The sequence below is a fragment of the Enterobacter sp. BNK-14 genome (assembly GCF_047456095.1).
In the GTDB taxonomy this organism is placed as follows: domain Bacteria; phylum Pseudomonadota; class Gammaproteobacteria; order Enterobacterales; family Enterobacteriaceae; genus Enterobacter; species Enterobacter kobei.
The window spans coordinates 3,613,250-3,637,915 of the sequence record NZ_CP179897.1 but is presented as its reverse complement, the minus strand read 5'-3'; the positions used below and the strand labels follow the sequence as shown (position 1 = coordinate 3,637,915).

Below are 24,666 nucleotides of genomic sequence, written 5' to 3'. Positions count from 1 at the left end.
AGCGGCCTTTTATTCAGGGAATTAATTAATTCCCGCCAAACATGTCCTTAATCCAGCCGGCTACGCCATCGCTGTCTTTCTTCTCATTCTGCTGCTGCGGCTGTTGTTGCTGCGGCTGCTGAGGCTGAGAAGATTGATCGAACGGGTTGCCCGTTGGCTGTTCAGGCTGGCTCTGCTGGCAGAGGGAGTCCGGATTGGTGGTCCAGACCGGCAGGGTACGCATCCCACCGCCGCAAACAAAGTTACCGGAACCGTCCACGCCCATATCGACGATATCTTCCGGCGCAACCAGGTTCAGCGGCACCGGAGACTGATTCGCCAGATAGCGCTGGTAAATCGACATCGCCCCGCTTGCACCGTACAGCTTGGTTGGCTGGTTGTTATCACGGCCTACCCAGGTGATCACCACTTCACGGCCATCAATACCGGCAAACCAGGTATCGACGTTGTTGTTGGTGGTCCCGGTTTTACCCGCCAGATGCAGACCCGGATATTTCGCCCCCAGCTGACGGCCAGTACCGCGCTGCACAACCTGCTGCATGGTCCACAGCGTCATATAGGCCGCCTGCGCAGGCACCGCACGTTCTGCCTGTGGGAAGCTCTGATACAGCACGGAGCCATCCTCGGCAATCACCGAGCGCAGGGCCGAAAGCGGCGCACGGTTACCGCCGCTGGCAATGGTCTGGAACGCCTGTGCCACTTCGATCGGCGTCAGGTTAAGTGCCCCCAGAATCATCGCCGGAACCGGATGCAGCTGATCTTTCGACACGCCCAGTTTCTGCCAGGTGTCGACAATCGCAGGCAGGCCCAGCGCCATACCGAGGTTAACCGTGGGGACGTTCATGGAACGGGTCAACGCATCCACCAGCATAACCTGGCCGCTGAACTGTTTATCATCGTTCTGCGGGGACCAGACCTGACCGTTAGGCTGACGCAGTGAGATTGGCGCATCGGCAATCCAGGTGTTCAGACGATACAGATTCGGCTGACTCAGGGCGGTGAGATAGGTCGCCGGTTTTGCCAGAGAACCAATCGAACGACGCGCCTGCATGGCACGGTTATAGCCCGCATACTGCGGCTCGGCACCGCCCACCATCGCGCGTACTTCGCCGGTGTTGCGGTCAACCACCACCATGGCGGTTTCCAGATCGCTCAGCTTGCGCTGTTTCTTCAGTGCCGGAATACCTTCCACCGCGGCTTTTTCTGCTGCATCCTGGGCCACGGAGTCAAAGGTGGTGAAAATCTTCACGCCGGAGAGATCTTTGACCTTATCACCGAGCTTGCTTTGCAGCTCCTGACGCACCATTTGCATAAACGCAGGCTGAGGAGAGATCACCCCACCGCGCGGCTGCACGCCAAGCGGACGCGCGCTCAGCATGTCGTACAGTTCCTGATCGATCACCTGCTGTTGTTGCAGCAGACGCAGGACCAGGTTACGACGCTCCAGCGCCAGTTTCGGGTTACGCCACGGGTTGTAGATGGACGCCCCTTTCACCATGCCCACCAGCAATGCCTGCTGGTCCAGGCTCAGCTCTTCCACCGGGCGGCCAAAGTAGTACAGGCTTGCCAGCGGGAAGCCGCGGATTTCGTTATCGCCGCTCTGACCGAGGTAAACCTCGTTCATGTACAGTTCAAGAATACGATCCTTGCTGTAACGCGCATCCATCAGCACGGCCATGTACGCTTCGTTGGCTTTACGCCAGTAAGAGCGTTCGCTGGAGAGGAACAGGTTCTTCACCAGCTGCTGAGTCAGCGTACTCGCCCCCTGCACGGTACGACCCGCGGTCAGGTTCGCCAATACGGCACGGCCGATAGAATAGAGGCTGATGCCGTCGTGCTCGTAGAAGTGACGGTCCTCGGTTGCCAGCAGCGTATCCACCAGCAGATCCGGGAAGCCGTTACGCGCCACAAACAGGCGCTGCTCGCCGTTTGCCGACGAGAGCATGGTGATCAGACGCGGATCGAGACGGAAGAAACCGAACTGACGGTTGTTATCCATGTTCTCGATGGTATCCAGACGATCGCCGTCAAAGGTCAGACGCGCGCGCACCTGCCCCTCTTTGCTGTCCGGGAAGTCGAACGGACGGCGGATCATCTCAATGCTTTTCGCCTGAACGGTAAATTCGCCAGGGCGCGTCATCTTCGACACCTGACGATACTGGGTCGCTTCCAGCAGTTTCACCATCTCGTTCTTACTGATGGACATATCTGGCTCAAGGTTCACCATACGGCCATACACTGCCGCAGGTAACTGCCAGACTTTACCGTCGATACGGCTGCGGATCTTCTGATCCAGATAAACGCCGTAAATCGCCATCAGCACAACAAAAACAATGAACAGCTTCAGCAGCAGCCAGAACCAGCCGCGTTTGCCCCGAGGCTTGCGCCCTTTGCCTTTTCCTTTACGCGGCATCGGTTCTTCATCCTCATAATCGTCTTCATAGTCATCGTCATAGTCCTCATCTCTGAGGCGACGACGGCTTACCTTTTCTTTCGCCGGACGCGTGGGTTTTCCCTTACGTCCTATTGGCTCGCGGTCATTCCCCGCCATGCTTTTTCTCCGCAACGTTCAGGCGCAAAGGCCCGATTCTCATTTCTTCCACTGACCTGTGAAAGAAGAAATCTCTCAAAATTAGTTTTCTCCCTCTCCCTGTGGGAGAGGGCCGGGGTGAGGGCATCAGTCCGCACAATCCAGCCCGCACAATCCAGGCCGCACTCCCCTCTTCCCCTGATTCACGAATACTTCTTCGTCCGCCGTGTCGGCGCCGTGTTCGCCGGATCGTCCGGCCAGACGTGTTTGGGATAGCGCCCTTTCATCTCTTTCTGCACGTCCCGGTAACTTCCCGCCCAGAACGCGCCCAGATCGCGGGTGATCTGCAGCGGACGCTGCGCAGGCGACAGCAGCTCAAGCACCAACGGCACACGCCCTTCTGCGATAGACGGTGTGGTGGCTTCACCAAACATCTCCTGCATCCGTACCGCCAGCGCCGGAGGATTATCCTCATGATAACGAATGGCAATCCGGCTCCCGGTGGGCACAGTGTAATGCCCAGGCAGCTCACTATCCAGACGTTGACGTAATGACCAGTCCAGTAAATTCTGTAACGCGGTCTTAACATCAAGCGCCTTGAGCGCACGCAAGGAGTGTACGCCGCTCATTTGCGGCAGTAGCCAGTGCTCAAGCGTAGCCAGCAGCGTCTCATCATCCACCGCTGGCCAGCCGTGTTCCGGCAGCCACTTCGCGGCGCAGTGCAGGCGTATACGATACTGTTCAGCTTCCGGCGTCCAGTTCAGTACGCTCAGCCCTTTTTCCCGGATGCCGTTCAGCATCGCCTGGTGTAACTCTTCTTCTGACGGCTTCGCCAGCGGTTTCGTCCCGAGCGTCAGTTTGCCAATCTGACTGCGGCGAAACGCCTTCAGCGTGCCCTGAGTCTCATCCCATTCCACGATATCGGACTGCTGCAGCAGCTGCGGACAAGCGCGGGTCAGGGCATCAATGTCTACGGCAAACGCCTGTAAAATACGTGCGTCAGGAGAGTGGCTCCCCTGAAGCAAAAGCGGGGCAATCAGCCATTCGTGACGCGTTAACGCATCATCGCTGTCCAGCATCGCCCCCATGCCGTTTGCCAGCTGATAGCGCCCGTCCAGCCCGCGGCGGCGGGCAATTCTGTCCGGGAAGGCCTCTGACAGCAGGGAGGCAATTTTATCGCTGTCAGGTGAACCGCCCCGGCTATTCAGGCGTTTGGCCAGCTGCTGCGCCCGCTGCTGCCAGTTCCCCTGATTACGCGAAAATGCCTGTCCCAGATCGCTAGTGCCACCGCGCGGCGGCTCCTCAAGGATAGCCGCCAGCCTGGCCGCCGTGGCAATTTCATCGTTCCCCTGCGCGGCCACCAGCATAGCAGCCAGACGCGGATCGTTACCCAGCGCCGCCATTTTCTGCCCGCGCGCCGTCAGACGCTCGCCTTCCAGCGCGCCAAGCTGAGTCAGCAGGCTGCGCGCCGCCGTGAAGTTAACCGCTGGCGGAGGGTTGAGCCATGTGAGCTGGGCAGGGTCAGGACAGCCCCATTGCAGGAGATCCATCACCAGGCCAGACAAATCACTTTGTAAAATTTCTGGCGTGCTTTGCTGTGCGGCACGCTCAGCTTGCTCCGCGCTGGTCAAATGCAGACAAATGCCCGGCGCAAGACGCCCGGCACGGCCCGCACGCTGGATCATCGACGCCTGGCTGATGCGCTGCGTGAGCAGCTTAGTCAGCCCGGTGCGCGGGTCAAAACTGGCCACCCTCTCCTGGGCGCTATCCACCACCAGGCGAATGCCTTCGATGGTCAAACTGGTTTCCGCGATATTGGTCGCCAGCACCACCTTGCGCTGCCCCGCCGGGGCGGGAAGGATCGCTTTACGCTGATCGGCCAGCGACAGCGCGCCATAGAGCGGACACAGAATAATGTCGCTACTCACCCGTGATGCCAGTTGCTCCTGTACGCGCTGGATTTCTCCCACACCGGGTAAAAATAGCAGCAGCGACCCCGGCTCCTGACGAAGCAGTTCAGCCGTGGCGACAGCCACCGCTTCGTCAAAACGCTGATGGGCAGGTAGCGGCTGATAGCGCCGCTCCACCGGGAATGCACGACCTTCGGAGGCAATCACTGGGGCATCAGGCAGCGTCTGCTGCAGCCGCGCGTTATCCAGCGTCGCCGACATAATGAGCAGCCGGAGGTCGTCGCGCAGCCCCTGCTGGACGTCCAGCAACAGCGCCAGGGCCAGATCCGCCTGCAGGCTGCGTTCGTGGAATTCATCCAGGATCACCAGCCCCACGCCGGTCAGTTCCGGATCGTTTTGCAGCATGCGGGTGAGAATGCCCTCGGTAACCACTTCAAGGCGCGTGGACGGGCCAACGCAGGTTTCGGCACGCATCCGATAACCTACCGTTTCGCCCGGTTTTTCGTTCAGCAGTTCCGCCAGTCGCTGCGCCACGTTGCGTGCGGCGAGCCTGCGCGGCTCCAGCAGGATGATTTTTCCGGCAATCTTCCCTTCTTTGAGGATCTGTAGCGGCAGCCAGGTGGATTTGCCCGCCCCCGTAGGCGCGTTAAGCAAAACCTGCGGGGCGTGGTGTAAGGCAGCAAGAAGCTCGGGAAGGACGACGGCGACTGGCAATGAGGACACTAACAGCTCCAGAGGGTTAACATTAGTCGGCGTACATTGTAGCATCGGCGCATATCATTACCGAGTCCCCCGTATGTCTGAGTCAAAACGACTGTTTTTTGCCATTGAGCTGCCCGCCCCTGTTCAGCGGCAAATCGTACGCTGGCGCGCTGAACATTTTCCACCGGAAGCAGGTCGGCCCGTTGCGGCCGCGAACCTGCATCTGACGCTGGCATTCCTGGGCGACGTAAGTGCCGGGAAACAGCGGGCGTTAGCCGCCGTGGCCGGGCGGATTTCTCAGCCGCCGTTTACGCTGCACCTCGACGATGCAGGACAATGGCTACGTTCGCGCGTGGTCTGGCTGGGCACGCGCCAGCCACCGCGCGGATTATTGCAGCTGGCGAATATGCTGCGCGCGCAGGCGGCGCGCAGCGGCTGTTATCAGAGCCCGCAGCCATTTCATCCGCATATCACGCTGCTGCGCGATGCCGGTCAGGCCGTTGCCCTCCCGGCCCCGGGTTTTCACTGGGCTTTCCCGGTCAATGCATTCGCGCTTTATGAATCTGTCTTTGCTCAAGGACGCACACGCTACACGCCGCTACAGCGCTGGACGCTGGGCGACACGATGAAGGAATCCTGATGAAGTTTAGCCCTGCACTCCAGCCCGCCACGCTGATCCAACGCTACAAACGCTTCCTCGCCGACGTGGTGACACCTGAGGGGGAAACGCTCACTCTGCACTGCCCCAACACCGGAGCCATGACCGGTTGCGCCACGCCGGGTGACACGGTCTGGTATTCCACTTCAGAAAATACTAAACGCAAATATCCCCATACCTGGGAAATAACTGAGACACAAAGTGGGGCATTTATTTGCGTTAATACCCTGCGCGCCAATCAACTGGTTAAGGAAGCGCTGACCCATGGCACTATTCCCGAACTGGTGGGTTATGGTACGCATAAAAGTGAAGTGAAATATGGCGATGAAAGCAGCAGAATTGACTTCATGTTACAGGCGGAAGACAGGCCGGAGTGCTATATTGAAGTAAAATCAGTGACGTTAGCGGAACAGGAAAATGGCTACTTCCCGGATGCGGTTACGCTACGTGGACAGAAGCACCTGCGGGAGCTAATGAGTGTTGCGGCGGCGGGCAAACGCGCCGTACTGCTGTTTGCGGTACTGCATTCAGCCATTGAACGGTTCTCACCTGCCCGCCATATTGACCCTAAATACGCGCAATTGTTGAATGAGGCACAAAAGCAGGGGGTAGAGGTTTTCGCTTATAAGGCGGAACTTTCTGCCGATAATATGACTCTGAGATCCTCTCTTCCCATTGTCTTATAAGGGATTAGACGATTGATGATTATGTGTTCTGGCCGCGTGCGCAAATACGCTTTTCCTCACAGGCTTGTCAAGTGTTACGTTTAGATAATTGCCATACGGAAAAGCATCTGCTATTTATAGCGACCTGATTTTTCCCCCAACACGGGGATCGATAGTGCGTGTTAAGGAGAAGCAACATGCAAGAAGGGCAAAACCGTAAAACATCGTCCCTGAGTATTCTCGCCATCGCTGGGGTGGAGCCGTATCAAGAGAAACCGGGCGAAGAGTATATGAACGAAGCCCAGCTGTCGCACTTCAAGCGTATTCTTGAAGCATGGCGTAATCAACTCAGGGATGAAGTCGATCGCACCGTTACGCATATGCAGGATGAAGCTGCAAACTTCCCGGATCCGGTAGACCGTGCCGCTCAGGAAGAAGAGTTCAGCCTCGAACTGCGTAACCGTGACCGCGAACGCAAACTGATCAAAAAGATCGAGAAAACGCTGAAAAAAGTCGAAGACGAAGATTTTGGCTACTGCGAATCGTGCGGTGTTGAAATCGGTATTCGTCGCCTGGAAGCGCGTCCAACCGCCGATCTGTGCATCGACTGTAAAACACTGGCCGAAATCCGCGAAAAACAGATGGCCGGTTAATACCAGCGCTGTTTACCCACTCCAAAGGCGGGAGTCTCTCCCGCCTTGTTAACGTTGATATGTCTGAATCACACTATATCGGGCGCTTCGCGCCATCTCCCTCCGGTGAATTACACTTCGGCTCATTAATTGCCGCGCTCGGCAGCTACCTGCAGGCTCGCGCCAGCCAGGGCAAATGGCTCGTCCGCATAGAAGATATTGACCCGCCGCGTGAAGTTCCCGGTGCTGCAGAGACCATACTGCGTCAGCTGGAACATTACGGCCTGCACTGGGACGGCGAGGTTCTCTGGCAATCAAAACGCCACGAGGCGTATCGGGAGCGTCTGGCCTGGCTCGCTGAGCAAGGGCTTTCCTACAACTGCACCTGCACCCGCGCGCGTATCCAGAGCGTTGGCGGCGTCTATGACGGGCACTGCCGTACGCTCAATCATCCCCCGGAGAACGCCGCCGTGCGCCTGCTGCAACGTGCGCCCGTCACCCGTTTCCACGATCTGCTCTCCGGAGAGATCCGTGCCGATGAACGTCTGGCGCGCGAAGATTTTATTATTCACCGTCGTGATGGTCTGTTTGCTTATAACCTGGCCGTGGTCGTCGACGACCATTTCCAGGGCGTCACGGAAATTGTGCGCGGGGCAGACCTGGTCGAACCTACCGTGCGGCAAATATCGCTGTATCAGCAGTTTGGCTGGACGGTACCGGGTTATCTTCATCTGCCGCTGGCGGTCAATGCGCAGGGCATTAAACTGTCCAAGCAAAACCACGCCCCAGCCCTGCCAGACGGCGATCCGCGTCCTGTTTTGATCGACGCGCTGCGATTTCTCAACCAAAATGTAACCCACGAATGGCAGGATCTGCGTATTGACGAACTGCTGAAAATGGCCATCGCGCAATGGACGCTCACGGCGGTGCCAAAAATCCAGCATTCTCAAATGCGTTGCGCTGAGCTATGATTAGCCGCTTTTTTCATAACAAAACACACTACGAGGTGTACCATTTTTACCCGAGTCGCTAATTTTTGCCGTAAAGTGCTAAGCCGCGAAGAGAGCATGGCGAACGATGCTATTGCACAGCCACACATGTCGGTTATTCCGCGTGAGCAGCACACTATTTCCCGCAAAGATATCAGTGAAAATGCCCTCAAGGTGCTCTATCGTCTGAATAAAGCGGGCTACGAGGCCTATCTCGTTGGCGGTGGGGTGCGTGATTTACTGCTGGGCAAAAAACCAAAAGATTTCGACGTGACGACCAGCGCCACGCCTGAGCAGGTGCGCAAATTATTCCGTAACTGTCGTCTTGTTGGCCGCCGTTTCCGTCTTGCTCACGTCATGTTTGGGCCAGAAATTATCGAAGTGGCGACCTTCCGCGGCCACCACGAAGCGGGCGCATCCGATCGCACGACCTCCCAGCGCGGCCAGAACGGTATGTTGCTGCGTGACAATATTTTCGGTTCTATCGAAGAAGATGCCCAGCGCCGCGACTTCACCATCAACAGCCTCTATTACAGCGTGGCGGATTTCACCGTGCGTGATTACGTGGGCGGTATGCAGGACCTGAAAGAGGGCCTGATCCGCCTGATCGGCACGCCAGAAACGCGTTATCGCGAAGATCCTGTGCGTATGCTGCGTGCCGTGCGTTTCGCCGCCAAGCTCAACATGCGCATCAGCCCGGAGACGGCGGAGCCGATCCCGCGTCTGGCGACGCTGATCAACGACGTGCCGCCTGCCCGTCTGTTTGAAGAAGCGCTGAAGCTATTGCAGGCTGGCTACGGGTTTGAAACCTACAAGCTGCTGCGCGAATACAACCTGTTCCAGCCGCTGTTCCCGACCATTACGCGCTACTTCACCGAAAACGGTGACAGCCCGATGGAGCGCATGATTGCGCAGGTGCTGAAAAATACCGACACCCGCATCCAGAATGACATGCGCGTGAACCCGGCATTCCTGTTTGCGGCGATGTTCTGGTATCCCCTGCTGGAAACCGCGCAAAGAATTACTCAGGAGAGCGGCCTGGCCTATTACGATGCCTTCGCGCTGGCCGCAAACGACGTGCTGGACGAAGGGTGCCGTACGCTGGCGATCCCGAAACGTATTACCACGCTGGTGCGCGACATCTGGCAGCTTCAGCTGCGCATGTCCCGTCGCCAGGGCAAACGCGCCTGGAAACTGATGGAACATCCAAAGTTCCGCGCCGCGTTCGATCTGCTGTCCCTGCGTGCGGAAATTGAACGCAATCAGGAGCTGCAGCGTCTGGCGCAGTGGTGGGCTGAATTCCAGGTTTCCGCTCCGCCGGAACAGAAGGATATGCTGACCGGGCTGGATGAAGAGCCCGCACCGCGTCGCCGTCATCGTCGTCCGCGCAAACGTGCGCCGCGTCGTGAAGGGTCAGCATGACACTCGCCTGTATCGCCATCGGCAGTAACTTAGCCTCTCCGCTGGAGCAGGTTAACGCTGCCGTAAAGGCGCTGGGCGAGATTCCGCAAAGCCGGATCGTCGCCGTCTCGTCGTTTTATCGTACCCCGCCGCTCGGCCCACAGGATCAGCCTGATTACCTGAACGCTGCCGTGGTACTGGAAACAGCCCTTGATGCAGAAGCGCTGCTGGATAATACCCAGCGCATTGAGCTCCAGCAGGGCCGCGTGCGCAAAGCCGAACGCTGGGGACCGCGCACCCTCGATCTCGACATCATGCTGTTTGGCCAGGAGGTGATTCATACCGATCGCCTCACCGTACCGCATTATGATATGAAAAATCGCGGATTTATGCTCTGGCCGCTCTTTGAAGTCGCCCCCGATATCACCTTCCCGGACGGTACCTCGTTAAAGACCGTTCTGGACAACCTGAACGCGGAAAAACCCGCTCGCTGGTAAACCTCTCCCCCACCGGTTGGCCGCTAAATAATTGTGGTTAATCGGTTGCCTAAAATCATTGTTCCCCGGAATGTTACTGTTAGAATGCGCAAAGATTCGCTTTGGGCTATCAGGAAACAGTATGAAACCAACCACCATCTCCTTACTGCAGAAATGCAAACAGGAAAAAAAACGCTTCGCCACCATCACCGCGTATGACTACAGCTTCGCCAAACTGTTTGCCGAAGAGGGTATCAACGTCATGCTGGTCGGAGATTCGTTAGGGATGACGGTACAAGGACATGATTCCACCCTGCCGGTCACGGTTGAGGATATTGCTTACCATACCCGCGCCGTGCGCCGCGGTGCGCCAGCCTGCCTCCTGCTTTCCGATCTGCCGTTTATGGCCTATGCCACACGGGAGCAGGCATTCGAAAACGCGGCGGCGGTCATGCGTGCCGGGGCCAATATGGTCAAAATTGAAGGCGGAGCCTGGCTGGTGGATACGGTGAAGATGCTCACCGAACGCGCCGTGCCGGTGTGCGGCCATCTGGGCCTGACGCCGCAGTCCGTCAACATCTTTGGCGGCTACAAGGTGCAGGGCCGTGGCGATGCGGCACAGACGCTGTTTGATGATGCCCTGGCGCTGGAAGCTGCAGGCGCGCAATTGCTGGTACTGGAGTGCGTGCCTGTTGAACTGGCGAAACGTATCACTGAAGCGCTGTCGATTCCGGTGATTGGTATTGGTGCTGGCAACGTGACCGACGGGCAAATTTTAGTGATGCACGACGCCTTTGGTATTACCGGCGGGCATATCCCGAAATTTGCGAAAAATTTCCTTACCGAAGCGGACGACATGCGCGCCGCGGTCAGGCAGTATATTGCCGACGTTGAATCCGGTGTTTACCCGGGTGAAGAACACAGTTTCCATTAAGGAGTCTCGTTGTGCTAATCATTGAAACCCTGCCGCTGCTTCGCCAGCACATCCGTCGCGCGCGTCAGGAAGGTAAACGTATCGCACTGGTCCCGACCATGGGCAACCTGCATGACGGCCATATGAAGCTTGTCGACGAAGCAAGAGCCCGTGCAGATATCGTGGTGGTCAGTATCTTCGTAAACCCCATGCAGTTTGACCGCGCAGACGACCTGGCGCGCTACCCGCGAACCCTGCAGGAAGACTGCGAGAAGCTCAAAAAGCGTCAGGCGGACATTGTTTTCGCGCCGTCTCCGGCAGACGTTTATCCTCAGGGAACCGGCGAAGCAACCTACGTGGACGTTCCGGGAATTTCGACCATGCTGGAAGGCGCCAGCCGTCCGGGCCATTTCCGCGGCGTCTCCACCATTGTCAGCAAATTGTTTAACCTGGTACAGCCGGATATCGCCTGCTTCGGCGAGAAAGATTTCCAGCAGCTGGCGCTGATCCGCAAAATGGTGGCGGACATGGGATATGATATTGAGATTGTGGGCGTGCCGATCGTGCGTGCTAAAGACGGGCTGGCGCTCAGCTCCCGCAATGGCTATTTGACCGCCGAGCAGCGTAAAATCGCCCCCGCGTTAAGCAAGGTCATGAACAGCATGGCAGAACAGCTTCTGGCGAAAGCATTAACCGCAGAAGAGATTATTGCTCTTGCGGAACAGGCGCTGAACGACAAAGGTCTCCGGGCTGACGATGTACAAATCCGCGATGCTGATACGCTGCTCGAACTTGCAGAGACAAGCAAACGTGCGGTAATTCTGGTGGCGGCATGGCTTGGCCAGGCTCGCCTAATTGACAACAAAGTGGTTGAGCTGGCGTAGTTTTTCTACCCGGAAGATGAAAGGTAAACGTAATGATTCGCAAAATGCTGCAAGGTAAGCTTCACCGTGTGAAAGTGACTCAGGCAGACCTGCACTATGAAGGCTCCTGCGCCATTGACCAGGATTTCCTCGACGCGGCGGGTATTCTTGAGAACGAAGCGATCGATATCTGGAACGTCAATAACGGCAAACGCTTCTCTACCTATGCAATTGCCGCCGAACGCGGGTCCAAAATCATCTCCGTCAACGGCGCGGCAGCACACTGCGCAGAGGTGGGCGATATCGTGATCATCGCCAGCTTCGTGATGATGTCTGACGAAGAAGCGCGTCGCTGGCAGCCCAGAGTGGCCTATTTTGAAGGCGATAACGAAATGAAGCGCACGGCAAAAGCTATTCCTGTTCAGGTCGCCTGATTTCTTTTCCCTGGACTCATTTTTATCCCATTCACTATCAAAATGAGTCCAGTCTTTTTTGTGCAAGCCACGATCAATTATAGCGCATTTAATAGGATTTAAATAAATAACCAAAGAAATCTCAGAGAATTATATTATATAATTCTCAAATTATAATCCCCACCCATTAAGAAAAACTTAAACCAACCTGCAGTTTTAATCACCCCCGTTGACTAGTCTTATCCTAAATAAATCTCTAGAATCCGCCACGAAATAACACTTCAGATTTTAAATCAATAGCTCCAAAAAAATTATTGATTTAAATGTTTTAACTTCAAAATATGGATATTGGTATGTCTTTTAAAAAAGTTAGCATGGGTATGGCAATTGCACTGGCTCTGAGCGCAGGTTCCGCAGTTGCAGCTGTTCCAGGTGACACAGGTACGATTACTTTCCACGGCATGGTGTCTAACACCACTTGTAAAGTTTCCCTGGATCAGAAAATTGACCAGAGTGGTAACGATTTCGATGTCACCCTGGACACCGTATCTGTTGCTGATTTTGGCACCACTGCACTGGGTACTACCAGCACCCTGGGCCAGAAAAAATTCAACCTGGCGCTGACCGGTTGTGATACTGCTACCGTGGCTAAAGCATCTGCACAGTTCAACTCCTGGGCGGGTTCTACTTCTACCGAAGGCGGCCTGCTGGTTCCACCAGCAAACGCTCAGGGTTCTGCGAAGAACGTTAACCTCGTACTGAGCAACGATGGCAATACCAAAACCGATCTGGTGAAAATCGACCAGACTAACAACACTCAGCAGGCCACTGTTGATACAAGCGGCGCGGCTAAGCTGTACTACAAAGTAGCTTATACCCAGGGCCAGGGTTGGGATCAAACCACTAACCCAGTATCCGCCGGTACCGTGCAGGCACAAGTTGCCTTCACCATGAACTACGAATAAACCTCTTTGTTTTGCAGGTTTTAAATAATCCCCCGCTTCTGGGGGATTATTCTTATCATTCCAACAGGAAGTGGAAAAATTATGTTTAACGCATCCGTAATTAAAGGATTAAAGACCGCGCTGTTTACTGCTGTTTTATTTTCAGCATCACACGCCAGTGCCGATATTGTTATTTCCGGCACCCGCATTGTTTACCCTGAGTCATCAAAAGACGTCATCGTTAACCTGGATAACCGTGGTGCAAAACCTCTGCTGGTTCAGTCCTGGCTGGACGACGGTCGCGACGAAAAAAGCCCGGAAGAACTTAAGCTCCCGTTCGTGATCACCCCGCCAGTTTCACGTATCGACCCTAAGCAAGGTCAGTCTCTGCGTATTACCTACATGGGTCATTCGCTGCCAAAAGACCGCGAATCGTTGTTCTGGTTTAACGTATTAGAAATTCCGCCAAAACCTAAAAATGCCAACGCCGAAAATACAAACCAGCTTCAGCTGGCGTTCCGCACCCGCATTAAATTCTTTTTCCGTCCAGACGGACTGAAAGGCTCAGCGCTGGAAGCCGCCGACCATGTCACCTGGACCATGAAGAAAGACGGCAACGGCGTCAGCCTCGTCGCCCATAACGAGTCCCCGTACAACGTAGCGATTTCAATGGTCAAACTTAAGTCGGGCCAAAAGACCTATGAGGTAGCCCACCAGTCTGTTCTGCCTTTCAGCGAGAAAGCCATGCTGGTCAAAGGATTAACCACCACCACAACCGGCAAAGTGGCATACGAAACAATTAACGATAACGGTGGGGTCGACAACCACGAAACCACGTTGAAGTAATTTGCCACCCGACAACATAACAATAGATAGCATGAGCTCTGCGGATATGTTTATCCGCACTGATAAATGGATGTGCCATGGTGTTCCGACGTTCTCTTTTATGCCTTGCGATCGGCACGGCATTCCCCTTACATGTTTGTGCAGACAGTCACGCAGCTAATGACACCGCGCAGGAAAACGAAGATGCGGTCGAATTTAACGAACAGTTTCTTCTCTCAAGAAGCACAAATATTGACGTAAGCCGCTTTGCGCATGGTAACCCGGTGGCGCCGGGTACGTACCGTACCAGGGTCAATTTAAACGGCACGTTAAAATCGACGGTTGACATTATCTTTAAAGATAACGGGACGCCGCGCGCGACACCCTGTATTACGAGGCTTTTGCTCTCGCAGTCCGGTGTGGATACCCGCGCACTCGGAGACGAGCTGGACGACGACGACGACGAGACCTGCATCGATGTAAAAAAATTCTATCCTGAAGCGTCGGTCAACTACGACAGTGCTAAGCAGGTGTTGAACCTCAACTTCCCGCAAATTTACGTGGTTAAGCGCCCGTTAGGCTATGTCGACCCGTCCCTTTGGGATAACGGCATTCCGGCGGCACTTCTGTCTTACGATCTCAACGGCTGGCACAGCGAAAACAGCGGTTCAACCTCTGAAAGCGCCTATGCGGGCCTGCGCTATGGTCTCAACATGGGGCCATGGCGCCTGCGATCGCGCGGCAGTCTGAACTGGGATAAAGACAACGGCACGCACTACAGCAGCCAGGATATTTATCTTCAGCGTGACATCACCTCTCTTGACGCGCAATGGGTACTCGGTGACTCCTTTACCAACGGAGAAGCCTTCGACTCCTTGAGCCTGCGCGGAACACGTCTGTATAGCGACGAACGTATGCTGCCAAACGGTTCGACGGGGTATGCACCGGTGATTCGCGGCGTGGCAAACAGCAATGCCAAAGTCAGCGTTACGCAGAGCGGCAATAAAATTTATGAGACCTCAGTGCCGCCGGGCGCGTTTGAGATCAACGATTTGAGCACCACGGGCTACGGTAACGATCTGCTGGTCACCATTGAAGAGGCGGACGGCAGCAAGCGCACGTTCACGGTGCCGTTCTCGTCCGTGACCCAGATGCTACGCCCTGGATCCTCACGCTGGGACGTTGGCATGGGTGAACTAAACGACGACTCGCTGATCGACAAGCCCCAGGTAGGCTACGGTACGCTCTACTACGGCCTCAACAATACCTTCACGGGCTATGCTGGCGCCCAGTACACCGACATGGACTTCTATGCAGGCATCCTCGGCCTGGCAATGAACACCCCCATCGGTGCTTTCGCGCTGGACATCACCCAGTCGCACGCGGATATCGAAGACCTGGGCACGCGCAGTGGGCAGAGTTATCGTCTGACATACAGTAAGCGCATTGAAGCCACGAACACCTCGTTCAACGTGGCGGCCTATCGCTTCTCTACCGAAGACTATCTGAGCCTGAACGATGCCGCGCAACTGCGTAACAGCATCAAACAGCAGAACTATGCCAACCGTAGCTATGAGTCAAATACGGCTCTTTACGATGACTACCAGCGTACTAAAAACCAGATCCAAATCAGCCTCAACCAGCCTCTGAGGGCGGCTGAAAAGGATTACGGTTCGCTGTACGTCAGCGGAACCTGGCAAGATTACTGGAACGGGGAAGGCTCTAACTCTAACTACAACGTGGGCTACAACAACAGCTTCGCCTACGGTAGCTATAGCCTGTCGTTACAGCGGACTTACGACCAGCGCGGTCAACAGGATGACAGCGTTTACCTCAGCCTGAGCGTGCCGCTGAGCGTCTTCTCGCAGGACAACTCGCGTTTAGCTGGGCTCTCGAACGTCAACATGGGCCTGCGTTCCGATCTTAAAGGCGGTACTAACTTCAACAGCTCCGCGAGTGGCAACACTCAGGATAACAAGGTCAGCTACTCCGTCAGTACGTCGTCCAGCAGCGGTAACTACGGCAACCTGAACCAAATCAGTGGTTATAGCTCGCTAAATAGCAGCTATGGTCCGCTCGGCGTTTCCGCCTCGTTTGGTGACGACAATAGCAAGCAGTTCTCCGCCTCTTACAGCGGCGGGATGGTCGCACACGCGGGCGGTATCGCCTTCGCACCGGGCAGCATTGGCGATAACGATGCCATCGCGGTAGTCAAGGCCAGCGGTGCGAAGGGCGCGGGTGTGGGCTACGGCGCAGGCACAATTGACGACTCCGGCTACGGCATTCTGCCGTATATGTCCGCGTATCGGGAAAACCGGGTTTCGCTGGATATCAGGACCCTCGAAAACGACGTTGAAGTGAAAAATACCACCACCACCACCGTACCGCGCAGCGGTTCTGTCGTGCTGGTGAATTTTGAAACCGACGAAGGACGTTCGGTCGTTCTTGAGCTTAAGCGTAACGATAACGGCTTTATTCCGCTGGGCGCTGACGTGCTGAATGAAAAAAATGAATCGGTGGGTTCCGTGGGCCAGGCCGGTCAGGCCTATGTTCGCGGTATCGAGAACAGCGGCGTGCTCCGCGTGGTCTGGAGCGGTGACAAGGACGGTTCCTGCACAGTGCGCTATCAGCTGAAACCCGATTTAGAGAAAGCCGGGCTCATTACCCTCCTCAATAACCAAACATGTGAAATGTAATTCGGGAAATTAAGAGAAATCATATGAAAAAGATGCTTCTCAGCCTGTCTGTCATTGTCATGACAGCGCTGACGCTTTCAGGGACGGCACACAGTACCGATCTTACGGTTAACTTTACCGCCAACCTTCGTGAAACGACCTGTGATATGAAGCTGGTTGGCGGCTCAGGTTCCAATACCGAGCAGACGCTTAAAATCGGAGACTCACAGGGCAAAATCCGTCTCGACCAGGTGCAGGCCGGTACAGCGACAGCTGAATTCAAGCTGGCCATCGTTGAATGTCCGTCCTCGCTGAGCGACCTGAAAACCACGGTGAAGGGTACGCAGAACACCGATCTGTTAACGGGCGTAAGTAACTCGAAAACGACCGCCAGCGGCGGTGCAGATTATGCAGCCGTCACCATTGCCCGTGCATCCGCCCCGGACGCACCGTTCACCATTAACTCAACCAACGATGCTCAGCGTCTGGTCTGGTCCGCGGCGGAAATCACCAGCAAGGAAATCCCCCTGGTGGCGACCCTGAAAGAAACCCAAACCGGCAAAATGACCACAGGCGATTTCGAAGCCATAGTGACGTTTGAATTCAGCTACGAATGATTTGTGCAGATAACGGAGCACTCAAATGAAATTTAACTCAACTTTACTCGCCCTGTCCGTTGCTGCCCTTTTCGCTACCGGCACGGCAAATGCAGCGATTACAGGCACCCCCAGCGCCAAGCTAACCGTCCAGTCAACCATCACCGCTGGCACCTGTACGGCGAAAGTGACCAACAGCGCGGGCGCGGATGCCACTGAGGTGAACTTTGGTGATGTGTATAAAGCTGATCTGGAAAACAAAAGTCGCGTAGAACCGCTGAAGATCTCATTTACTGGCTGTGCAGGCGTGAAAAAAGCCATGGTGTCTGCGGCGTCCGGTACAGGCGGCTCATGCTCAGGTAATAACCTGGACGGGGACGCTTATGCCGCGGGCCAGAACACCGCCTTTGAGCTCTGGTCTGGCGCGGTGGATTCCGGCCTTCAACTGAACTGTAAGACGCCCCCCGCAGCGCAGGCGGTTACCATCACCAGCGGCGTGGGTGAGTTCCCGATGAACTCCCGTATCGTGATCGCGAAGGATAAGACCATCGCTGATGTGGGTACAGGCTCGGTAACTGCGCCTGTGACCTTCACCGTAACCTATCAGTAATACAGGAATTGTCATGCAACAATTACCGATTCTCTTTCGCCAGCCCGGTCTTGTGTTGCTTGTCGGCCTGGCTGGTGGGCTTTTACCTGACGTAGGCCGGGCAAATTCAGGCCTGGATACGAACATTACCGCCAACATTGTTAATAGCAGTTGTAAGGTAACCGTTGATAATGGAGGAGAAATCTATCTCCCCACGGTTATACGTAGTTGGTTTTATAACGCTGATGGTAGCGATCGCTATGTTCCTGGCGATGATGCAGGCGGCACACCTTTTAAGATTCATGTCGATGACTGCTATGGTGAAAGCGGCAACCCTGCAAAGCTGAATTTCAGCTTCTCTCCTCAATCAGGATTCTGGCCGGGACAAAACCAGGTATTTAAAAGCGATGATACTGCTGCAGGAACGGCGAGAAACGTCGGCGTGGTGATTTTTTCCGGAAAAAATAATGCCAACGTATTAAATAACGACGGAACGTCAAAAGTCGTTTACGACGTGAGTGGTGAGGGTTCTGCATATATAACGGATTATGAATTCTACGTCAGATATCAAAACACAGGCGTTGTTACTGGCGGGACGGTGACCAGCAAAATACGCGTTGACGTCACTTATGAATAATAACCAGAACAGGAAATGGATGAGAATGTTCAAAGAATTCACACACAGCCCCCTTATTAGCGGTGCTGCGAAGATTGCCTTAACCGGCCTGCTTTTCTCTTTTTGCCAGTCAGGTTGGGCAGCAGAATGTCGAATGGATGATGGCGATGGCGGTACAACAAAACTGGTCAACTCTGAATACTCGGGGGCAACAATTCGCTTACCCGATCAGGGGGCGTATATCAATGAAATCTTTACCGTTAACATCACGCCGGGCATCCAGATACATTGTGGCCCCGGGAATGACGGTTACAATCTGATGGCGCAAACCAACCCTGAACTACTGGCAGGCAGCAAGTACAACGAGGGCATGTTTGCGACCAATATCCCCGGCATCTATTACAGCGTGAAGGTAAAAACCTCCGACACTGGAATCGGCGGCCTATTTGGAACGAATACTTCCGGCTGGTATACCACTGCAGCATGGGGGCAAAATACCCCTATACAGGACAGATGGATTAACACTTTCGTATACCTCTACGTCGGTTATGACTACCAGGGTAACCCGAACAGGGAAACCGTCATAAAACCGAAACCGGGTACTCTGGGGAAAATGTCGATAGGCGATCCCGCGGACAGCAATAACAAGCCCTGGACGTTCACAGTGGACGAGAACTCATTCCAGGTACCTATCGTATTGCCTACCTGTGATATCGTCATGCTGGGTAACGGCACGCACACGGTGGATCTGGGAGATTATTTTGTTTCCGACATCAGATACAAGCGCGTCAAGGACGTGCCTTTTAGCATAAATTTCAACGACTGCACCAGCGTGGCGCAATATACCACTAAGCTCACGACAACCAGGCTGACGGGTATAGACCATGACCTTCTCGGCAATACGCTTTCAACAGGGGCGCAAGGTGCGGGCGTGAAGATCTTGTATAACAACGGAAACTCGCAGCTTATTCCCAATGATGCGAACTCGTCATATGTTATGACGGAAACAGGCGTCCCCACGTCGACGCAGATAAACTTCGTGGCCCAACTGATCGCAGATGGCAGCATGATCACCCCCGGCGCGTTTAGCGCCTCCGGCGTGTTCACCATCTCCTACAATTAATCCTACCCCTGCGGCTGATTGCTGATCAGCCGCGACATCGTCTCCAGCGAATCCGTTCTTAAGATATAGAGGCGTTTCAGTAGGAACGGATTATCCCCCGGCTTGACCTTCCCTTTCACCGTCGTTACCGCCAGATGAAAACCGGCGTCGTTCGCTGCCTTGATCGCTTTATTGTCATAGCCGCCAAACGGGTAAGAAAGGTACAGCACGCGCGGGTTGAACTGCGACAGCGCACGGCGGGAACGTTCAAAATCGAACAGGATCACGTGATAGCTGCGGCTCAATAAAATCGGGTGTTTATACCCATCCACGCGATGCAGGAAGTGAGTGTGAGACTGAATGTCGAACACGTCCTGTATGCCCTTAATTTCCTGAACGCTCATAAACTGCAGCGATTTTGGGTCCCACTTTTGCGGATGACCTTTGATGCGTGACGAAATGATAAACGCGGTCGCGTTGAAGCCATATTCTTTCAAAACCGGGTAAGCGTAACGGCTCACCGACTTCAGCCCATCGTCAAACGTAATCACCACCGCCTTCGCGGGCAGGTTCATCTTGTTACGCACGTAGCCTTCCAGCTGGTACATCGTCAGCGTCGCGTATCCCTGATCGCGAAGCCAGGTCATCTGGTTGCTGAACGCACGTACGCTGGTGGTCGTGGAGGTATGGCGAAAACGGGTGTTTTCTTCGTCGCGCAGAATATGGTGGTAGGTGAGAACCGGGATGCCGTTATCTTCCTGCGCATCCAGGCTGCTGATCCACGCCAGGCGATTGCCAATGCGGATTTGATACCACGTCTGATTCAGACGGTCTTTGAGCTTATTCAGAATGGGGTAACGCAGGTTGGCGCTAAGGGTGCCAAAGGGCGCACTTCCGCTACTGGGCGCGTTATAGACGGGCGTATCTTTCCAGGTGATGAGGTTTTGGTTACTGAGCGGCTTATTCAGATCGCCCAGACTGTCCTCTACACGCTGCTTGCCCTGCACGTTTTCAAGGTGCGCTTTATCAATAAACCCCGTGCCGAATCCGAAGCGAAATTCATAATAATCCGCCGCGGCGGGAAAGACCGCGAGGATCTGCCCGGCGCGCACATTGCCCACGTTAACCACGTCGTTACCCACCTGGGCCCAGATGGCTGCATCCTCAGTGGTTTGCATATAGTGAGCAGGGAGACCTTGCTGACTCACCAGGCTGGCAGACGCCCCACCGGACACCAGCAGCAAAAGGATAAAGATAACGCGCATGAACATAGGATATAAATCGACACGGAAAATCAGTCGTCATTGTAGCAAAAGCGACATCAATACCAATGTTTAATGTTTATACAGATCGTGAAGCAGAACGAAAGGCGGGTTCTTCTGCTGCTGGTGCCACAAGCTGCTCACTCCAGGCATTCCCTCCCCCACAATGGCGTGACGAAACTCCGCGCTGCTTAATGAGGCGCGAAGAGGATACATGGCTTCGAGTAAAGGCAGACTGATACCGGAGATCACTTCACAATTATCGTGCTTGTGGCTCAGCAACGCGGCGGCCCGATAAGGTGCAGCGCCTGATTTATCCGTCAGAAAAATTACCCCATCACCGGTGTCTGTTTCATGCAGCGCATCGCACATCATCCGGCTGAGCATGTTGGTGCTTAACCCACGCCAGTAGTTAACCGCCCGGCATTGCACCAGCGGACCCAATCTGGCCTCAAGCTTGTCCAGCATTTCCTGCGCCTGTTCATCGTGGCAGGTGATAACCCATCCCAGCATAACTCTCTCCTTAGCAGGCAAGTAGTTTAGCGGAGTGAAGGTTAGCTTACGGTGATAACTGTCAAAGAAAGCGCCCGGCAAACAGAACGTCGCCGGGCAAAAGGTTAGCTGCGAAGACCGCGACCGCGCTGGATCAGATACCAGCACAGCAGGTAGAACGCGACAATGAATACCCCCAGCACCGCCACCGTCGTAAACAGCGGTACATCGGTAATCCCGAGGAAGCCAAAGCGGAAGCCGCTGATCATGTAGACGATCGGGTTCAGGTGCGACAGCGCCTGCCAGAAGGGCGGCAGCAGCGTCAGGGAGTAGAATACCCCGCCGAGGTAGGTGAGCGGTGTCAGCACGAAGGTCGGGATCAGGCTGATGTCGTCAAACGTTTTGGCAAATACCGCGTTCAGCAGACCGGCCAGCGAGAACAGGATTGCCGTCAGAAGCAGCGTCAGCGCGACAAATAGCCAGGAGTGGACCTGGAACGGGACGAAGAACAGCGAAATCGCCGTCACCAGGATCCCCACGCACAAACCGCGCGCCACGCCGCCGCCCACGTATCCGGCGATAATCACATGCGTCGGCACGGGTGCCACCAGCAGCTCTTCAATATTGCGCTGGAATTTGGCGCTAAAGAACGACGACGCCACATTCGCGTAGGCGTTGGTGATCACCGCCATCATGATCAGACCCGGCACGATAAATTGCATATAGGTAAAACCGTGCATCTCACCAATCCGGGAACCAATCAGATTACCGAAGATGATGAAATAGAGCGTCATGGTGATCACCGGTGGCACCAGGGTTTGCACCCAGATACGCATAAAGCGGTTAATCTCTTTCGCCCAGATGCTTTTCAGCGCGACCCAATAAAGATGCGTCATGCCTTGTCTCCTTGTTTATCCTGCACCAGAGAGACAAACAGCTCTTCCAGTCGGTTCGCTTTGTTACGCATACTTAAAACCTGAATCCCCTGCGCGCTCAGCTGAGAGAACACGCTGTTGATCCCCTGCTCGCGCAGCACTTCCACTTCCAGCGTCGAGGTATCCACCAGACGATACTGGTACCCTTCCAGCTTCGGCAGCGGGCTTTTTGCCGCCAGGTCGAGGATAAAGGTTTCTGATTTCAGCTTGGAAAGCAGGTTTTTCATCGAAGTGTTTTCCACCAGCTCGCCGTGCTGAATGATGCCGATGTTGCGGCACAGCATTTCAGCCTCTTCCAGATAGTGGGTAGTCAGAATAATGGTGGTGCCTTTATCGTTCAGATCCTTCAGGAAGCCCCACATCGAGCGGCGTAGTTCGATATCCACACCCGCGGTCGGTTCATCGAGGATCAGCAGTTTTGGCTCATGCATCAGCGCACGGGCAATCATCAGGCGACGTTTCATCCCGCCGGACAACATCCGCGCACGTTCGTTACGTTTTTCCCACAGATCGAGCTGCTTCAGGTACTTTTCGCTGCGCTCCAGCGCCTCTTTGCGCTCAACGCCGTAATAACCCGCCTGGTTAACGACGATCTGCTGCACCGTCTCGAACGGGTTGAAGTTGAACTCCTGCGGTACCAGCCCCAGCTGGCGTTTGGCGTTAACCACATCTTTTTGCAGATCGTATCCGAACACGCTAACGCGGCCGGAGGTTTTGTTCACCAGCGAGCTGATGATCCCGATGGTGGTAGATTTCCCTGCCCCATTCGGCCCCAGAAGCGCGTAAAAATCCCCGGCCTCTACTTTAAGATCTATCCCGCGTAGCGCCTGAACGCCACCCGAATAGGTTTTTTTAAGCTGCTCAAGCTCCAGTGCAATTGCCATGAATTTAACTTACCTTCAGTTCTTACACACGTTGTGTGGTTTCATTAAAAGTCGGGTTACCCTATAGTAGCGCAACGCAATTACTTGGTTACAGGTCGCTAACCTCCATGAACGACATAGATACACTCATTAGCAACAATGCACTATGGTCAAAAATGCTGGTGGAGGAAGACCCCGGATTTTTTGGAAAACTCGCACAAGCCCAGAACCCGCGCTTTCTCTGGATTGGCTGTTCCGACAGCCGCGTGCCGGCGGAACGTCTGACTGGCCTTGAGCCAGGAGAACTGTTTGTTCACCGTAATGTCGCCAACCTGGTGATTCACACCGATCTCAACTGCCTGTCTGTGGTTCAGTATGCCGTTGACGTTCTGGAAGTCGAGCACATCATTATTTGTGGCCACTACGGCTGCGGCGGCGTGCAGGCGGCGGTTGAAAACCCGGAACTGGGATTAATTGATAACTGGCTGCTGCACATCCGCGATATCTGGTTCAAACATAGCTCACTGCTGGGCGAAATGCCGCAGGAGCGTCGCATGGACACCCTGTGCGAACTCAACGTGATGGAGCAGGTGTATAACCTTGGGCATTCGACCATCATGCAGTCAGCGTGGAAACGCGGGCAGAAGGTCTCTATCCACGGCTGGGCGTACGGTATTCACGATGGTCTGCTGCGCAATCTGGAAGTCACCGCCACCAACCGCGAAACGCTGGAACAGCGTTACCGCTCAGGGATTGCCAACCTCAAGCTTAAGCATGTGAACCACAAATAAGTGCACGTTAAAAAGCCGGGTGGCGCCGAGGTAAAAGCAAAACGGCAACCAGGTTGCCGTTTTTTGGGTTTGCTCCCTCTCCCTGTGGGAGAGGGCCGGGGTGAGGGCATCAGGCCGCACCCAACTCGTTTACTCGTCCAGTAATACCACTTTTCCCACATACGGCAGATGACGATAACGCTGTGCGTAGTCGATGCCGTAACCCACCACGAATTCGTCCGGAATGGAGAAACCGACAAACTCTACCGGGACCTGCACTTCGCGACGGTCAGGTTTATCCAGCAGCGTACAAATTGCCAGTGATTTCGGCTCGCGCAGGCTCAGGATCTCGCGCACTTTAGAGAGCGTGTTACCGGAGTCGATAATATCCTCCACGATCAACACGTCTTTGCCACGAATATCTTCATCCAGATCTTTCAGGATTTTCACATCACGGGTTGTGGACATGCCGCTGCCGTAGCTGGAGGCGGTCATAAAATCGACCTCGTGAGGCACCTGCACTTCACGGCACAGGTCCGCCATGAACATGAAAGAGCCACGCAACAGACCAACCAGCACCATTTCGCTGCCGCTGTCCTTGTAATGTTCGGTGATTTGACGACCCAGTTCGGCGATACGCGCTTTGATCTCGGCTTCCGGGATCATCACTTCAACAGTATGTTTCATATTACTAACCATATGATTTTAATGAAAATCTCTCAATGCAGATGAACTCACTTCAGGCATTGATACGCAAGCCAGCCATTATATCAGCAAATGGATAAGCCTGGCGTATGAGTTATAAAAAGCAAATATTGTGATTCCGATCACACTTGTTAATACCT

At 54.8% G+C, this 24,666-nt stretch carries 24 protein-coding genes; 17 read left to right on the top strand and 7 right to left on the bottom strand.

Features of this window, described 5'->3' with window-relative positions; genetic code table 11:
* Positions 1-25: 25 nt before the first annotated feature.
* Both mrcB and hrpB read right to left on the bottom strand, forming a co-directional pair.
* Positions 26-2,551: a bifunctional glycosyl transferase/transpeptidase gene (gene mrcB, locus ACMGGM_RS17270; RefSeq protein ID WP_014882607.1), complete on the bottom strand. Its 2,526-nt coding sequence runs from the start codon at positions 2,549-2,551 to the stop codon at positions 26-28.
* A gap of 182 nt (positions 2,552-2,733) precedes the next feature.
* Positions 2,734-5,163 (bottom strand): ATP-dependent helicase HrpB, encoded by a 2,430-nt coding sequence (gene hrpB / locus ACMGGM_RS17265; protein WP_063861884.1) that lies wholly within the window; start codon positions 5,161-5,163, stop codon positions 2,734-2,736.
* Between the two features lie 73 nt (positions 5,164-5,236).
* Here hrpB and thpR point away from each other — a divergent pair, with 73 nt between their 5' ends.
* The 16 genes from thpR to ACMGGM_RS17185 all read left to right on the top strand — a co-directional run bounded on the left by thpR (position 5,237) and on the right by ACMGGM_RS17185 (position 19,520).
* On the top strand, positions 5,237-5,782 hold the full coding sequence (thpR, locus tag ACMGGM_RS17260) for an RNA 2',3'-cyclic phosphodiesterase (RefSeq protein ID WP_048995952.1): 546 nt from the start codon (positions 5,237-5,239) through the stop codon (positions 5,780-5,782).
* The gene (gene sfsA / locus ACMGGM_RS17255; protein WP_014882604.1) at positions 5,782-6,486 is read left to right on the top strand and encodes a DNA/RNA nuclease SfsA; all 705 of its coding nucleotides are present in this window, start codon (positions 5,782-5,784) and stop codon (positions 6,484-6,486) included. The genes thpR and sfsA overlap by 1 nt, the downstream gene beginning before the upstream one ends.
* Before the next feature lie 176 nt (positions 6,487-6,662).
* Complete coding sequence (gene dksA / locus ACMGGM_RS17250) at positions 6,663-7,118, top strand: RNA polymerase-binding protein DksA (RefSeq protein ID WP_001155232.1); 456 nt, start codon at positions 6,663-6,665, stop codon at positions 7,116-7,118.
* A 59-nt stretch (positions 7,119-7,177) separates the two neighbouring features.
* Positions 7,178-8,068, top strand: coding sequence for a tRNA glutamyl-Q(34) synthetase GluQRS (gene gluQRS / locus ACMGGM_RS17245; RefSeq protein WP_014882603.1), 891 nt, complete (start codon positions 7,178-7,180; stop codon positions 8,066-8,068).
* 42 nt (positions 8,069-8,110) lie between these two features.
* Positions 8,111-9,508 (top strand): polynucleotide adenylyltransferase PcnB, encoded by a 1,398-nt coding sequence (gene pcnB / locus ACMGGM_RS17240; RefSeq protein ID WP_072093610.1) that lies wholly within the window; start codon positions 8,111-8,113, stop codon positions 9,506-9,508.
* On the top strand, positions 9,505-9,984 hold the full coding sequence (folK, locus tag ACMGGM_RS17235; protein ID WP_014882601.1) for a 2-amino-4-hydroxy-6-hydroxymethyldihydropteridine diphosphokinase: 480 nt from the start codon (positions 9,505-9,507) through the stop codon (positions 9,982-9,984). The genes pcnB and folK overlap by 4 nt, the downstream gene beginning before the upstream one ends.
* Before the next feature lie 121 nt (positions 9,985-10,105).
* Positions 10,106-10,897 carry a 3-methyl-2-oxobutanoate hydroxymethyltransferase gene (panB, locus tag ACMGGM_RS17230; protein ID WP_414149054.1) on the top strand — a complete coding sequence of 264 codons (792 nt, stop codon included), beginning with the start codon at positions 10,106-10,108 and terminating at the stop codon, positions 10,895-10,897.
* Positions 10,898-10,908: 11 nt separating this feature from the next.
* Complete coding sequence (gene panC / locus ACMGGM_RS17225; protein ID WP_014882599.1) at positions 10,909-11,760, top strand: pantoate--beta-alanine ligase; 852 nt, start codon at positions 10,909-10,911, stop codon at positions 11,758-11,760.
* 32 nt (positions 11,761-11,792) lie between these two features.
* Positions 11,793-12,173 (top strand): aspartate 1-decarboxylase, encoded by a 381-nt coding sequence (gene panD / locus ACMGGM_RS17220; RefSeq protein ID WP_045134592.1) that lies wholly within the window; start codon positions 11,793-11,795, stop codon positions 12,171-12,173.
* A 332-nt stretch (positions 12,174-12,505) separates the two neighbouring features.
* On the top strand, positions 12,506-13,117 hold the full coding sequence (locus ACMGGM_RS17215; RefSeq protein ID WP_023336764.1) for a fimbrial protein: 612 nt from the start codon (positions 12,506-12,508) through the stop codon (positions 13,115-13,117).
* A gap of 81 nt (positions 13,118-13,198) precedes the next feature.
* Positions 13,199-13,942, top strand: a complete 744-nt coding sequence (locus ACMGGM_RS17210) for a fimbrial chaperone (protein WP_045269066.1) — start codon at positions 13,199-13,201, stop codon at positions 13,940-13,942.
* Positions 13,943-14,019: 77 nt separating this feature from the next.
* Positions 14,020-16,617, top strand: coding sequence for an outer membrane usher protein (locus ACMGGM_RS17205; protein ID WP_414149053.1), 2,598 nt, complete (start codon positions 14,020-14,022; stop codon positions 16,615-16,617).
* Between the two features lie 23 nt (positions 16,618-16,640).
* The gene (locus ACMGGM_RS17200) at positions 16,641-17,213 is read left to right on the top strand and encodes a fimbrial protein (protein ID WP_023332110.1); all 573 of its coding nucleotides are present in this window, start codon (positions 16,641-16,643) and stop codon (positions 17,211-17,213) included.
* 25 nt (positions 17,214-17,238) lie between these two features.
* Positions 17,239-17,802 (top strand): fimbrial protein, encoded by a 564-nt coding sequence (locus tag ACMGGM_RS17195; protein ID WP_014882593.1) that lies wholly within the window; start codon positions 17,239-17,241, stop codon positions 17,800-17,802.
* Between the two features lie 13 nt (positions 17,803-17,815).
* Positions 17,816-18,418 carry a fimbrial-like protein gene (locus ACMGGM_RS17190; protein WP_045281037.1) on the top strand — a complete coding sequence of 201 codons (603 nt, stop codon included), beginning with the start codon at positions 17,816-17,818 and terminating at the stop codon, positions 18,416-18,418.
* 25 nt (positions 18,419-18,443) lie between these two features.
* The gene (locus ACMGGM_RS17185) at positions 18,444-19,520 is read left to right on the top strand and encodes a fimbrial protein (protein ID WP_414149052.1); all 1,077 of its coding nucleotides are present in this window, start codon (positions 18,444-18,446) and stop codon (positions 19,518-19,520) included.
* 2 nt (positions 19,521-19,522) lie between these two features.
* On the opposite strand, the gene ACMGGM_RS17180 is transcribed toward ACMGGM_RS17185, so the two are convergent.
* The 4 genes from ACMGGM_RS17180 to ACMGGM_RS17165 form a co-directional block, all read right to left on the bottom strand.
* A complete protein-coding gene (locus ACMGGM_RS17180; protein ID WP_014882590.1) occupies positions 19,523-20,770 on the bottom strand; it encodes a polysaccharide deacetylase family protein in 1,248 nt (415 codons plus the stop codon).
* 63 nt (positions 20,771-20,833) lie between these two features.
* On the bottom strand, positions 20,834-21,274 hold the full coding sequence (locus ACMGGM_RS17175; protein ID WP_014882589.1) for a PTS sugar transporter subunit IIA: 441 nt from the start codon (positions 21,272-21,274) through the stop codon (positions 20,834-20,836).
* A 104-nt stretch (positions 21,275-21,378) separates the two neighbouring features.
* Positions 21,379-22,149, bottom strand: a complete 771-nt coding sequence (locus ACMGGM_RS17170; RefSeq protein ID WP_023332106.1) for an ABC transporter permease — start codon at positions 22,147-22,149, stop codon at positions 21,379-21,381.
* A complete protein-coding gene (locus ACMGGM_RS17165; RefSeq protein WP_023332105.1) occupies positions 22,146-23,072 on the bottom strand; it encodes an ABC transporter ATP-binding protein in 927 nt (308 codons plus the stop codon). The genes ACMGGM_RS17170 and ACMGGM_RS17165 overlap by 4 nt, the downstream gene beginning before the upstream one ends.
* Before the next feature lie 107 nt (positions 23,073-23,179).
* On the opposite strand from ACMGGM_RS17165, the gene can reads away from it, so the two are divergent.
* Positions 23,180-23,842, top strand: a complete 663-nt coding sequence (can, locus tag ACMGGM_RS17160; RefSeq protein WP_014882586.1) for a carbonate dehydratase — start codon at positions 23,180-23,182, stop codon at positions 23,840-23,842.
* 129 nt (positions 23,843-23,971) lie between these two features.
* Here can and hpt read toward each other — a convergent pair whose 3' ends face one another.
* Positions 23,972-24,508, bottom strand: a complete 537-nt coding sequence (gene hpt / locus ACMGGM_RS17155; protein WP_014882585.1) for a hypoxanthine phosphoribosyltransferase — start codon at positions 24,506-24,508, stop codon at positions 23,972-23,974.
* Positions 24,509-24,666: the final 158 nt, after the last annotated feature.

Coding starts and splice junctions, on each gene's coding strand:
- mrcB (WP_014882607.1), bottom strand. CDS start 2,551: ATGGCGGGGAATGACCGCGAGCCAATAGGACGTAAGGGAAAACCCACG.
- thpR (WP_048995952.1), top strand. CDS start 5,237: ATGTCTGAGTCAAAACGACTGTTTTTTGCCATTGAGCTGCCCGCCCCT.
- sfsA (WP_014882604.1), top strand. CDS start 5,782: ATGAAGTTTAGCCCTGCACTCCAGCCCGCCACGCTGATCCAACGCTAC.
- dksA (WP_001155232.1), top strand. CDS start 6,663: ATGCAAGAAGGGCAAAACCGTAAAACATCGTCCCTGAGTATTCTCGCC.
- gluQRS (WP_014882603.1), top strand. CDS start 7,178: ATGTCTGAATCACACTATATCGGGCGCTTCGCGCCATCTCCCTCCGGT.
- folK (WP_014882601.1), top strand. CDS start 9,505: ATGACACTCGCCTGTATCGCCATCGGCAGTAACTTAGCCTCTCCGCTG.
- panB (WP_414149054.1), top strand. CDS start 10,106: ATGAAACCAACCACCATCTCCTTACTGCAGAAATGCAAACAGGAAAAA.
- panD (WP_045134592.1), top strand. CDS start 11,793: ATGATTCGCAAAATGCTGCAAGGTAAGCTTCACCGTGTGAAAGTGACT.
- ACMGGM_RS17215 (WP_023336764.1), top strand. CDS start 12,506: ATGTCTTTTAAAAAAGTTAGCATGGGTATGGCAATTGCACTGGCTCTG.
- ACMGGM_RS17210 (WP_045269066.1), top strand. CDS start 13,199: ATGTTTAACGCATCCGTAATTAAAGGATTAAAGACCGCGCTGTTTACT.
- ACMGGM_RS17205 (WP_414149053.1), top strand. CDS start 14,020: ATGGTGTTCCGACGTTCTCTTTTATGCCTTGCGATCGGCACGGCATTC.
- ACMGGM_RS17200 (WP_023332110.1), top strand. CDS start 16,641: ATGAAAAAGATGCTTCTCAGCCTGTCTGTCATTGTCATGACAGCGCTG.
- ACMGGM_RS17195 (WP_014882593.1), top strand. CDS start 17,239: ATGAAATTTAACTCAACTTTACTCGCCCTGTCCGTTGCTGCCCTTTTC.
- ACMGGM_RS17190 (WP_045281037.1), top strand. CDS start 17,816: ATGCAACAATTACCGATTCTCTTTCGCCAGCCCGGTCTTGTGTTGCTT.
- ACMGGM_RS17185 (WP_414149052.1), top strand. CDS start 18,444: ATGTTCAAAGAATTCACACACAGCCCCCTTATTAGCGGTGCTGCGAAG.
- ACMGGM_RS17180 (WP_014882590.1), bottom strand. CDS start 20,770: ATGTTCATGCGCGTTATCTTTATCCTTTTGCTGCTGGTGTCCGGTGGG.
- ACMGGM_RS17175 (WP_014882589.1), bottom strand. CDS start 21,274: ATGCTGGGATGGGTTATCACCTGCCACGATGAACAGGCGCAGGAAATG.
- ACMGGM_RS17170 (WP_023332106.1), bottom strand. CDS start 22,149: ATGACGCATCTTTATTGGGTCGCGCTGAAAAGCATCTGGGCGAAAGAG.
- ACMGGM_RS17165 (WP_023332105.1), bottom strand. CDS start 23,072: ATGGCAATTGCACTGGAGCTTGAGCAGCTTAAAAAAACCTATTCGGGT.
- can (WP_014882586.1), top strand. CDS start 23,180: ATGAACGACATAGATACACTCATTAGCAACAATGCACTATGGTCAAAA.
- hpt (WP_014882585.1), bottom strand. CDS start 24,508: ATGAAACATACTGTTGAAGTGATGATCCCGGAAGCCGAGATCAAAGCG.